Source organism: Chitinophaga filiformis (assembly GCF_023100805.1).
In the GTDB taxonomy this organism is placed as follows: Bacteria; Bacteroidota; Bacteroidia; order Chitinophagales; family Chitinophagaceae; genus Chitinophaga; species Chitinophaga filiformis_B.
Genome location: NZ_CP095855.1, coordinates 4,218,364 through 4,231,598 on the forward strand (window position 1 = coordinate 4,218,364; position 13,235 = coordinate 4,231,598).

At 51.0% G+C, this 13,235-nt stretch carries 3 protein-coding genes; all 3 read left to right on the forward strand.

Annotated elements, in window-relative coordinates; genetic code table 11:
* Nucleotides 1-2 precede the first annotated feature (2 nt).
* Genes MYF79_RS16870 through MYF79_RS16880 form a run of 3 tightly spaced genes read left to right on the forward strand, consistent with a single transcriptional unit; the run spans nt 3 to nt 13,232 of the window.
* On the forward strand, nt 3-4,883 hold the full coding sequence (locus MYF79_RS16870) for an aminotransferase class III-fold pyridoxal phosphate-dependent enzyme (RefSeq protein WP_247808824.1): 4,881 nt from the start codon (nt 3-5) through the stop codon (nt 4,881-4,883).
* A 7-nt stretch (nt 4,884-4,890) separates the two neighbouring features.
* Nucleotides 4,891-5,892, forward strand: a complete 1,002-nt coding sequence (locus tag MYF79_RS16875) for a TauD/TfdA family dioxygenase (RefSeq protein WP_247808825.1) — start codon at nt 4,891-4,893, stop codon at nt 5,890-5,892.
* The gene (locus MYF79_RS16880) at nt 5,892-13,232 is read left to right on the forward strand and encodes a non-ribosomal peptide synthetase (RefSeq protein ID WP_247808826.1); all 7,341 of its coding nucleotides are present in this window, start codon (nt 5,892-5,894) and stop codon (nt 13,230-13,232) included. The genes MYF79_RS16875 and MYF79_RS16880 overlap by 1 nt, the downstream gene beginning before the upstream one ends.
* The last annotated feature ends 3 nt before the right edge of the window (nt 13,233-13,235 follow it).

Here is a 13,235-nt window from a genome sequence, read left to right on the forward strand (position 1 = left end):
CTATGGAAAGTATAGAGCTGGTAAAGAAGTTATACGAAAGACTGAAAATAGCGGAAGAACGTATAGAAACGCTGGAAAGAAAGGAGGACATGCCTGTTGCCATTGTTGGTATGTCCTGCCGCTTTCCCGGCGCAGACAATATAGCGGCATTCTGGGATAATCTGTGCAAGGGAAAGGACGCCGTGGCGGAAGTACCGCCAACACGCTGGAATGCGGCACGTTTTTATGATAAACATCCCGACGCCCCTGGCAAATCCTATTGCACGAAAGGCGCCTTCATTGATGATGTAAAAGGTTTTGACGCGGCCTTTTTCCGGATAAATCCTGCCGAAGCAAGACAGATGTCGCCGCAGCAGCGTATACTGCTGGAAACCACCTGGCAGGCGCTGGAGGCAGCCAATATCCCGCCGGGGAGCCTGAACGGTACTGATACTGCCGTCTTCCTGAGCATATCAGACGATCAGTACCGGCATCTGGCTGCGGGTGGGAACGTGAATGGCATCTCGCACTTTTCTGTGACAGGCAATGCTATCTCTACTGCCGGTGGAAGGATCGCTTATCAGCTGGGACTGACCGGCACCAACATGGTGGTAGACACTGCCTGCTCTTCTTCCCTGGTAGCGGTCGATCTGGCGGCGCGGGAACTTCGCTCCGGCAAAACCAGCCTGGCTATTGCCGGAGGCGTGAATCTTTTCCTGACACCTTTCGGGCATATTTCCCTTTCCAAAACAAGGGCCTTGTCAGAAGATGGTCGCTGTAAAGCATTTGACGCTTCCGCAGATGGATATGGCCGCGGCGAAGGATGCGGCATTGTGGTGCTGAAAAGATATGATGATGCCCTGAGGGATGGGGATCATATCATGGCGGTGATCAGGGGAACAGCGGTGAACCAGGACGGCGCCAGCAATGGAATGACGGCGCCGAACGGGCTTGCTCAGGAAAGACTTTTAAAGTCGGTGCTCACCGATGCGAATATAGATCCTCAGGATGTGTTGTATATAGAAACACATGGTACAGGTACTAAACTGGGTGATCCTATTGAGGCAGAGGCCTTACAACAGGCCTATATCACCGGAAATAAACGGAAGCATCCGCTCTATATAGGTAGTGTGAAGACCAATATTGGTCACCTGGAATCTGCTGCCGGCATTGCAGCGCTGATAAAAACTGCCTTATGCCTCTATCATAAAAAGATACCGGCCAGCCTGCATTATCGCAAGCCTAATCCTGTCATCAGCTGGCATGAACAGGTGAAAGTTGCAACGGCCCTTACTGATATGCCGCAAGCCGAAAATCGCCTGGCGGCAGTAAGTTCTTTTGGGTTTAGCGGCACGAATGTACATATGGTGCTGCAATCGGCAGGACAGGCGTATAACAGCTCCCATCCCGATGAATGTACCGTTTTATTGCTTTCTGCCCGTTCCACCGGTGCATTGAAGAAGCTCGCCGCAGCATATGTTACGTATCTCGGGAATACATCCGCCGCATTGCCTGATATTGCCTATACAGCTTTGCATTGCAGGGATCATTTTGAAGAACGCGTGGCGGTGATTGCTGAGAACAAGGCGGCTGCAGCACAATTGCTGGAATCGCTGGTAGCCGGAGGGTCTGAAAGATTATTGGTATCTCCGGGAATGCTGCATAGTCATTGTCCGCTGTTGCAGGAAGATGCACAGCAATTCCTGTTGAGCAAAAAAGAACATGTCTATTCTTTAAGCGGTACCCGCGTTCCTGTTCCTGTCTACCAGTTCGATCATGAGGAATTCTGGGTGGACGATAGCCTGTATCGCGCAGGGGAAGAGGCTTTGGAAGAAGCAATAAAGGCAGCACCTGCAGCAATATTGGAAGATGCCTCAGTGGCCTTGTACGTGGACAGGATCGTTGGGGAGATCACAGAAATGAGCGCGGGCACATTCGGTGATGAGGATGATTTCTTTGGTCTGGGCATGGACTCTATTATGATCATGCACCTGCGGGAACGCATCCTGGAAGACAAGCAGGTGAACATTGAAGTGTCCTTGTTCTACGACAAACTAAATACACCAGGTAAATTAAAAGAGTATCTGCTGGCGGCAGCACCGGGAGCGCTGCCGGTTAAAAAAGCAATAGAAGCCGCCTTTGTGCCCTATAAAGCGCCGGAGATAACGGCAGACCTGACACCAGATGGTAAGGACGCGGCCCTGCAGGCTTTGGTGGATGACGTGGTGAAAAGAAGCAGTAGCTCCAAACAACTGACGCAGCAGTATCGTCAGTACCTGGCGAATAATCGCAACATCGCAGGCTTCAAGCCACGCTGGAAAGAGATGGTATATCAACCTGTGGCGGCAAAAGCGGAAGGCGCTTATATATGGGACACAGCAGGTAACCGGTACCTGGACTTCACGATGGGATTTGGTGTACATCTGTTTGGTTACAATCCGCCTTTTGTCAATCAACCTTTACAACAGGTACTGGCAGATAAATTGTTCCTGGGGGCTTTGAGTCCGCGTGCAGGAGAACTGGCCATGCGTATCTGTAACATCACCGGCAACGAACGTGCCGCCTTTTATAATACGGGTACAGAAGCCGTGATGGTGGCCGTCAGGCTGGCCAGGGCAGTAACGCAGAAGAACAGGATCGTGATCTTCTCCGGCTCCTATCATGGCACCTACGATGGTATACTGGCGCGACAGGGTAAAGATATTTATGGGGAGCCGCTGGCGCCTGGTGTAAGTGCATCTGTCAGCCAGGATGTGCTGGTATTACGGTATGGCAACGAGGAAGACCTGGAAGTGATAGCAGGTATGGCGGGAGAAATTGCCGCTGTACTGGTAGAGCCTGTACAGAGCCGCAGGCCTGATTTCTTCCCGGAACAATTCCTGCAGCAGTTGTCGGGCATCACTACGCAGCATAACATCGCGCTGATATTTGATGAGGTAATATCCGGCTTCAGGTTCGCGATCAATGGCATCCGCGCCTTTACAAAAGTGAGGCCGGACATCTCGGTATATGGTAAGATCATAGGCGGTGGCATACCCATCGGCGTTGTAGCCGGCAACAGGCGTTTCCTCGACGCCGTGGATGGTGGTAGCTGGTCTTACGGCGACCAGTCGCATCCTACCGTGATGAATACTTTTGTAGCCGGCACCTTCTGCCATCATCCACTGGCAATGGAAGCAGGCATTCATGTATTGGACCAGCTGGAAGCGAACCCTGACATCTACCGGCAACTGGAACAAACAACCAGCGGCATCTGCGATGAACTGAACACCTTCTTCAAAAGCAGGCATCTCCCTGTGAGCATGGTACATTTTGGATCGCTGTTCCGCTTTGTGCTGAAAGGCAATTACGAACTGTTGTTCTATAAACTACTGGCCAAAGGTATCTACATCTGGGAAGGCAGGAACTGTTATGTATCCACAGCACATACCGCTGCCGACATCCGCTACCTGGTGGATGCAGTAAAGGAGAGCTGCATGGAGCTCCTGGAGGAAGAGCTGATCACGGCAACGGAAGAACAAGCGTTGCCCGACATAAAACTCTCTGCTGCTCAGCAGAACATCTGGTGGGCATGGCAACTGCAACCGAAATCGGCCTTATTTAATCTGTCAGAAACCATGCTGATCGAAGGCGGCTTTCTGCCGGATAAATTTGAGGCAGCCTGCAACCTGCTCACGCAAAGGCACGAAATATTACGCGCCGTCTTTTACGAAAAGGACGGTATACCCTGGCAGGGAACCGCTCAGGAGCGCCCATTTAAGCTGACCTGGATAACGCTGCCGGAAGATGATAGTGCCGCAGAGCAGTTGTTGCTGCAAAATAACCAGGAGCCGTTCAGTCCCGGCAATGAATGGTTATGGCGGGTAGTGATCAATGAAAGGAAAGAAGGGGCATATCTGGTAGCTATTACCGTACATCATATCGTTTGTGATGGATGGTCCATGGAAATACTTTTTAATGAGCTGATAGACCTGTACAATGCGTTGATGAAGGGCGAGCCGGTTAAAGGCGCTGCGTCTTTGCAATACCGGCACTATGTGCAGGAAGAGCAGGAAAGCGTACAGGATGAATCGCTGCGTGCCTTCTGGCATCAACAGGTGAAAGCGGTGAAGCCGCTGCATATTCCGGGAGCGACCACTAACGGAGAACCGGGAAATGGAGCGTTTTCATTGCTGATCAATGGCCAGCACTATGCCGGTATCAGGCAGCTGGCCACTGATCTTAACGGGAGTGTGTTCACCATCATTACGGCGGTGACCCAGTTACTGCTGCACAGCTATACAGGCGCAACAGATATTACCACCGGTACGCCTGTTACCGGCAGGAGCAAGGCGAAGTGGCATAAACTGATAGGGCATTTCCTCAATATACTGGTACTGCGTATGCAGCTGAAGAAAGAAGAAACCTTCACAGAACTGTTGCAAAGACTGAAGCTGCACCTCATGGAGATGTTCGAAAAACAGGATTACGCTTTCGAAACATTGAAGAACGAATGCTGGGACCGGCGCACTGGTGAAGAGTATCCCTTCTTTGAAATAGAGATATCGTTACAGAATTTCAGGCTCAAACGGCATCATACCTCGAGGGATTTTAGTGGTTTGTCGGTGAACACCTTGAAGGGACTGTCTGTCGACCCCAGGAAATATCCCATGGAGTTCCGCTTTGATGAAGGGCACGATGATATTGATCTGCAGATACACTATGATATGGCGCGCTATCCTGCAGCTTTGGTGAAGGAGATGCTGGACGACTGGCCCATACTATTGGAGCTGGCTTTAGCAGGCAGGGATGAGCCGCTGGCAGTACTGGCAGGCAAGCTGAAAGAATTAAGGTCAGCCAGGTCTAAACAGGCATTGCATAGCCGCCGTAGTGAGAACTTATTGAAATTGACCACAACAAAATAAACTCCTCATGCAGTTTCAGCGACAGCAATTCTCGTTAAAAGATGTAAAGCCAAAACCGGTTGATCTGGCCGGAGACCTGATTGAACGTACACCCGGCTTCCCGGTGAGGTACACACCTGCTATGGATGGCGTCTCCCTGAGATCCTGGCTGGCTGGTCACCAGGATGAGGTGACCGAAGACCTGAAAGTGTATGGCGCTATTTTGTTCAGGGGCTTTGATGTGCCGGACAGGAATGCTTTTCAGGATGTAATGGGTGCGTTTAATGAAGAGTTTCTCTCTTATAAAGATCGTTCTTCTCCACGAACAGAGGTGAAGGAGCATCTGTATACCTCTACAGAACATCCGGCAGATCAGGTCATTAACATGCATAATGAATTGTCCTACTCACATACATGGCCACTGCGGATCGCTTTTTATTGTTCGAAAGAACCGTCGGAAAAAGGTGAGACACCGGTAGCCGACGTACGAAAGGTATTACAACGCCTGCCTGAAGAGCTGGTGAATGTATTCCGCGAAAAAGGAATACTGTATCGGAGGCTGCTGCAGAAGGGCATAGGGTTGTCATGGCAGGAGGTGTTCCAGACTGAAGATCCCGCAGTGGTGGAAGCGCATTGCAAAACATATGGACAGGACTTCAGCTGGACAGGAGATGACCGGCTGGAGATCAGGTGGCACAGGCCGGCAGTCCGGACACATCCCATCACGGGAGAGGAGGTATGGTTCAATCATGGATACTTCTTTAATTTCCTGGCGCTGGCGCCTGAAATAAGGGCGGCCTTTTCCAGTAGTGATGAATTGCCTTTCAATACCTATTACGGCGATGGTGCACCTATTGAAGCCGGGTACCTGGAGCTGATCCATGCAGCTTACCAGGAGGAATGTGTCTATTTCCCATGGAAAAGAAAGGATATCCTGTTGATGGATAATATGCTGGTAGCGCACGGGCGTAATTCCTTTAAAGGTGCGCGGGAAATCAATGTAATCATGATGAAACCTATCAGACAATAATGAGGAGTTTACCCGGTGCTGTCATCCTGCCTGTTACTGAAACGCAGAAAGGATATTTTCAACAATACGTATCGCAACAACCAGTTAGCTTTTCCTGGCAGATCCATTGCGAACTGGCACAGGATGTACAGGCGCTTAAGCTGGCTTTACAGGGACTTTTTAAGGATCAGGATGCCCTCCTGACCCGCTTTGTATATCAGCCGGATATGATATATCCTTTACAGGAGATTGCAACAGCGGCAGCCGAGCATATACATATTTTCCTCGGCAAAGAGCCGGTGGATGCAGGCGCGTTTTCAGCTGATTGTAAACAGTACCTGGAGCAATTAGGTGAGCTGGTGGTTTTTGCGGCCACCCGCGACAAAGGAGCCGCGTATTATCATGCATATCTTCAGTTGTCTTTTGGCATTGCCGACTTTCACAGTATCGCTAAGTTGTGCGGCGCTATACAGGGTATCTTTTCCGGCAGGGAATATCCCGCGCCTGCCATATCCTGGTCGCAATATGTGAGTTGGCAGGCAGAGACATTAAAACAGCAGCCGGAGGAGATCGCCGACTGGTTTAAACAACAGCTGAGCAACCGTGTAAAGACAATACCTTTTTTATTTGAAAAAAAGGTGACTGCACATAAGCCTGTGTACGAAATGACTGCTGTTGTGCGGAAAGGCAAGGCATTGCAGCTGGCCGCCGAAAAGGACGGCTTGTCAGTAAGGGATTGTTGTTACGCGCTTTTCAGTGTTTTATTAAGTCATTTTACCAGCAGGGACATCGTGATGCCTGGCGTATTATTGAACGGAAGAGTGTATGATGAACTGGATAATACGGTGGGGCCCATCGACCAGCTCGTGCCTTTACCGCTGACATGGGAAGACCGATTTAATACACTGATAGACAGGATTTCCGGGTTAATGAGTGAAAGACAATCAGTCGCTGAATATTTCAGCCAGGAGTTTTTGCAGGAAAGCTCGGGTGGTACGCTGCCCTATGCAGTACAGTACATAAAATTGCCTGACGGTGTTATACATTACAGGGACTGGCAGGTGATGCTGCCAGGCGTTGCATTGCAGCTGGATATACTCGATGCGGAGGATGGACTGGCCACACGCTGGAGTTTCGATACTGCAAGGTTCAGCCGCAGTGCGGTAGAACAGGTAGACCGTGTACTACAGCGGCTGTTTGATCTGGCTGCGCATGATCCGGAACAGGTCACAGATACTGATCTGCTGGCGGATGATCTGCCTGCTGAAACAAGGCTGCCGCTAAGTGCAACGCAGGACTTTATCACCCTGTTCGGGACAGGTTGCCGGCAATACCCCGATGCACTCGCCATTGTGGAAGGCGATACAACATATACTTACAGCGAATTGGAGCGGTTTGCCAATAAGCTGGCGGCTGTCCTGATAAAGGAAAAGGGTGTACTACCCGGCGATATTGTAGCTATCAGCGCGCCGAGAAGCGCACAGGTCATCATGGCACTTATTGCCGTTATGAAGACGGGAGCTGCTTTCCTGCCGCTGGACAGGTCGCAGCCGGCTGCCAGGATACAGTCTATCCTGGACGATGCGGCGCCCGTACTGGTATTGACTGAAAGTGAAGATGACAACACCGGTTGTTCTATAACAAGCCTGTTGAAGATGGCGGATACTGTGGCAGAAGAGATAACATATCCGCAGCTGGACGGAGAGGCCCTTTGTTATGTGATCTATACCTCCGGTACAACGGGGAAGCCAAAGGGCTGTATGCTGTCGGTGAATAATCTATCGCATTACCTTCACTGGTGCGCTAAAACCTATACGAAAGATAAGACCTGCGGTAATTACCCCTGGTTTACGCCATTGTCCTTTGATCTTACTATTACCAGCATTTTCCTCCCCCTGGCAACGGGGAAAAAGGTGGTAGTGTTCCCGGAGGAAATGCAGACAGACCTGGTCCTGCAGGAATGTTTTTCCGGGAAGTATGGTGTTGATAGTATTAAGCTGACCCCTTCACATATCAGTTTGTTAAAACACCTCGGGCTGAAGCACACAGCTGTACAGGTGGCGATCGCCGGTGGGGAGCAGCTACTGGCTCCTCAGGCTGCAACGTTGTTCGGGCTGAATAAGGATATCTTATTATTCAATGAATATGGCCCTACGGAAGCTACCGTCGGGTGCATTGTAAAGTGTATCGATCCGGACGACCAGCTGATCACAATTGGCCGTCCGATAGATGGCATGGACGCCTTCATCCTCAATAATGCGGGAAAGCCGGTAATGCCCGGGCTGGCCGGTGAGCTCTTCCTGGCAGGCAGGGGTATTGCCATGGGCTATCTTAACAACCAGGTATTGACAGATGAGAAATTCGTGTTGTCGGATAATGATCGCCTGCTCTACAGAACAGGCGACCTCGCGCGGCAATTGCCCGGGGGAGAGCTGGTGTTCCTGGGAAGGATAGACCAGCAGCTGAAGATCCGCGGTTACCGTATAGAAACAGAAGAGATCATATACCATCTGCAAAATATCCCTGGCGTAAAAGCGGCACAGGTGCTGGCAGAACTGCATGGTGAGGACCCCGCACTGGCCTTGTTCTTCGAGGGGGATGCCGTCATTACAGCGGTGGCAGCATTGCTGAAAGCGCAGCTGCCGCCATATATGGTGCCGCAACATTTTTACAGGGTACGGCAAATACCACTTACCGTAAACGGGAAGGTGGATACCCAGGCGCTGTTATCCCATAGCTTAACCATCAAAGAAGATACAATACCTTATGAAGCTCCCGCCAACGAGACGGAAGCGCAGATAGCCGCTATCTGGAAGGAATTGCTGCAGGCAGACCAGGTAGGAAGGCATGACCATTTTTTTGCTGCCGGCGGACAAAGCATCAAGGCTTCGGCATTGGTAGCTCGCTTAAATAAGCATTTTAAGGCCGGATTTTCGCTGAAAGATATTTTCGACTGTCCGGTGTTGTCCGAACAGGCAACAATGGTTCTAAAGGCTAAAAAAGCCCATTTAAACGATCCTGTTGCACTTCCCTTGCAGGAGTCATATGAATTGTCCGGGCAGCAGCTCCGTATCTGGACAGAACATCATGGCGTCCGTTTCTCTACCGCCTATAACATGCCGGCCGCTTACCGTTTACAGGGTCCCTTTTCTGTACCACGTTTTGCAGGCGCCTTTGAAAAGGTGATTGAACGTTTTGAATCATTACGTACAACCTTTGTTTGCGGAGAGGATGGTATACCCCGGCAGGTGATCCACGGCAATACGAAGTTTGTCTGCCACTATGAGGAAGGTCCTGTTGATATTGAAGCCGTATGCCGGCAGCATGCGCAGCTGCATATCCCGCTGGATACGCTGCCCCTGTACAGGGTGGCGCTGTATAAGCTGGCGGAGGAAGAATGGCTGCTGTTGATCAACCTGCATCATATCATTGCCGATGGTTTGTCGGAAGAGATCCTGCTGGAGCATTTGCTGCAGGAATATGATCAGCCGGAGGGGAATGCCGGTTCTGCCGGTTTGCAGTATAAAGAGTATGCCGCATGGCAGAACAGCCAGCAACGGGATAGGGCAGCCCGTGATTACTGGTTGCAGCAATTTAAAGATCCTTTGCCTGCAGGGGCGCTGACTGTTCCTGTCAATGGCGCAGGACGGCAGCGTGATGTAGCAGGTACTTACAGCATCACATTGGGAAAGGTGTTGTCCGCTAAGATATTAGCCTTCTCAAAGGAAAGAAAGATCACTGTCTTTTCTTTATTGCTGTCGATCGTAGATATGTTGTTATACCGCTACGGTGGAGGTAATGACAGGGTGCTCGCCATACCGGTGGACAATCGCCTGCATGAAGCGTTTCTGCAGCAGGTGGGATTTTTCCTGAATACGCTGTTGTTGAGAAATGAAATGGATCCCAAGGCTTCTTTTTATCAGCTGACAGATAGCTGGAGCCGTCAACTGGTAGACGGTCTCCAACATCAGCAATACCCTTACGAATTACTGGCGAAGGAACTGGCAGGGATACACGGCGTTTCGGGCGATAGCCTCTTCCATGTGCTGGTGAACTTCCAGGAACGGCAGCAGGGCGCTGTCATTGAAACGAATGGGCTGCGACTGGAAAAGCTGCCCTGTGAAGGGTATACACAGGCCAAAGTAGGCCTGGCCTTTAACTTTTCCCAACATAGGGATGAACTGGCCCTTAGCATTGACTATGACAGGAATAGCTATGAAGAGCCTTTCATCCGCCAGTTATTAAGGCATTGTCTTTTCCTGGCAGGGCAGCTGCTGGAGCACCCGGGCAAGGCGCTGGGTACAGTGAGTATGCTTTCCTCCGGTGAAGTGGCGCAATGGGCAAGTTGTGGCACAGGACCTGTTGTACATATTCCTCCTGCGCATACGATCATTTCCCGCTTCCGCGAGGTAGCGCAGCAATACCCGGATGCCACCGCTATTGTTGACCAGGGCGGGGCAGTGACTTATCGGGCATTGTTTAAAAAAGTGCTTACGATGGGCATGGGCGGTATACTGCCCGGGCAGATCGTACCTGTGCTTGCCGCCCGCAATGAACTGACCATCATAGCGATGCTGGCCATCATGCACCGGGGTGCGATATACCTGCCTATAGATGCGAAATTGCCGGAAGAGCGGGTGCTGTCCATCATCAGGGAGTGCGGCGCACAGGTAGTGCTGAATACCTCCGGACAATCGTATGAGCTGGCAGATGTCGCGGTGCTTACGCCGGTGTTTACAACCCGCGATAATCCGGCAACCTGTATTACAGGTGAGGCGCCGGCCTATATGATCTTCACTTCCGGTTCTACCGGTAAGCCCAAAGGCCTCAGCATATCACATACCGGTTTGTTAAATACCATCAGCGCCCAGGTTGAAGGCTTTGGTGTAAGCCCCGATGATCGTTGCCTGTGGTGCTCATCGCCGGGTTTTGATGCGTCCCTGTCGGAAGTATTTCTGGCCTTACTATCCGGGGCCGCTTTATATACCGCTGCTCCTGACCTTATCAATAACCAGTATGTATTCCTTGACTGGCTCGCACAGAACCGGATTTCGGTAGCCACAATTCCGCCTGCTTACCTGTCGGCATTGCCTGCTTACCTGCCGGCAACATTACGTGTGCTCATTGCCGCGGGAGAAGCATTGCCGGAAAGAACAGGACTTGCATTGGCCGGCAGGCATATGTTGTTCAATGCGTATGGTCCTTCGGAAAATGCGATCTGCACCACTTTCACCCGCATCTATCCCACTGATCACCTGATGCCGATCGGGATGCCAATGGCCAATGTAAAGGTCAGAGTACTGGATGCCGATCAGCAGCCGGTGCCTGCCGGTGTAACGGGAGAACTGCACATCACGGGGATCGGGCTGACGAAAGGATACTACAATAACGACGCAGAAACCGCATTACGTTTTTATAAAGCTGGAGAGGAGACATGGTACCGTACGGGGGACTTTGTACGTTGGCTCGACGATGGCAGACTGGCTTTTGCAGGAAGAAAGGACGAGCAGGTAAAGATCAATGGCAACCGGGTAGAGCTGGAAGATATCCGGCACTGCCTCACCGCCCACCACCTGGTGAAAGATGCCGTAGTTGTATACAGGGCATTTGAAGGGACTGCACATCCCGTACTGGTGGCATATGTGGTGACGGAAGACGCTGCCTGCGACAGCGACATGCTGATGGCGTATACCAGGAAGGTATTGCCGGCTTATATGGTGCCAGGGTTCTTTATTCCCCTGCCTTTTATACCACTTACCAGTAACGGAAAAAAAGATACCGCCCACCTGCCATCACCATTTACGCAGGGGCAGCAGGAAACAGCTGCAGCTGTATCTGAAAGTGAGGAGACGATAGCCATGTTATATGCAGGATTGCTGCATATAAACGCCGACCGGCATACGCATTTCTTTGCGGCCGGTGGAAACAGTCTGCGTGCGATCCAGCTTATTTCTGCTATCTACAAGACGGCGGGAAAATCTGTCACGCTGGGAGACCTTTACAGGCATCCGCAGGTGAAGGAACTGGCGCTGCTGCTGGACCAGAAAGCAGGCGAACTTCCTGATGAAATGTATGCAGAGGAGACTGAATGGCACTATGCTACACCTATGCAACAGCGCATATGGGCCGATATGGAAGTAAACGGCGGTGCAAAATACCTGATGAAGGGTGCTTTTGAATTGACTGGCCCGCTGGATGAAGCACGTTTCCGGAATGCGCTTTTTCATGTGCTGGAAATACATGGTATGCTGAGATGCCGTTTCCGTGTGTCAGGCGAGGGGCTACAGTATAAGCTCTTCCCTGTCCATGAAAGCCAGGTACAATATGGAGATGGCTCGGGCGTGGAAATGAACCCGGAGAAAGATCCTGTATGCCTCCTCTTTTTGCAGCAACAGGAACAGCAGCGATATGTGTTCACCTTTGTTTTGCATCATCTCATTGCCGATGCCTGGAGTATTAAGGTGCTGATCACAACCATCCTGGATCGCTACAGGGAAGCATTTGAAATTAAGGAGATCACGCCCTACAGTAAATATGCCCATAGCATCAGCCGGTTGATGCCCGTTAAAACAGACAGGGCTGCACTGGCCCGGCATTGCCTGTTAAAAGAGCGGCAGGCTGACAATACCGGAGAACGGGGCACGGGATATTTCCGGCAGATATTTCATAAATATTCAGGTGATACCATCACGGAATTATCTGCACAATACAAAGTATCTCCCTTTGCACTGATCACTGGTCTGCAGGCGCTGGCTTTTATGGATGATGCGGCACAACCGGTATTGACGGTGTTTGCACCCCTTCATGGCCGTTTTGATCCCGCATGGTATCACACGGTGGGCTTATTCATGAACGTAGTGCCATTCACCATTTACAAGCAGTTATATACGCATATATCCGACCTGATAGAACATGTACAGGCGCAGTGTACCGCTTACCTGGAACAGCCTGAAAGATATGTGGCGCAATGGGTGCCCGCCGCTGCGGAAGAAGTGGCAGGAAGAGGTGTGCTGGAAATTCATATAGATGATTTTGAAGGTCATTACCGGGATGCAGCTATAACGCCGCCCGACATCAATGTTCGTCCACTTCATACCGCTATGAGCAGGAAGTTTAGTATGGAGATACACTTTACATCAGACAGCCAGGGGCTTTCGGCCGAATGCCTGTATGATCAGCATGCCTACAGCGGGAAGTTTGTGCAGCGGGGCATAGCGCGGTTTGAGCAGATGCTGGCTGCACTCAGCACAGCGCCTTCGCAAACAATGATTGCCCTGGAACACCAATTACATAACACAGAGAAAGATACGATGCAGGCCGCACAGCAGGCCAGCATACGTAGCTTCCTGAAAAAGAACTAAGCG

Bases quoted from the DNA above. Each gene is read 5' to 3' on its own strand.
- MYF79_RS16870 (WP_247808824.1), top strand. From the start codon at position 3: ATGGAAAGTATAGAGCTGGTAAAGAAGTTATACGAAAGACTGAAAATA.
- MYF79_RS16875 (WP_247808825.1), top strand. From the start codon at position 4,891: ATGCAGTTTCAGCGACAGCAATTCTCGTTAAAAGATGTAAAGCCAAAA.
- MYF79_RS16880 (WP_247808826.1), top strand. From the start codon at position 5,892: ATGAGGAGTTTACCCGGTGCTGTCATCCTGCCTGTTACTGAAACGCAG.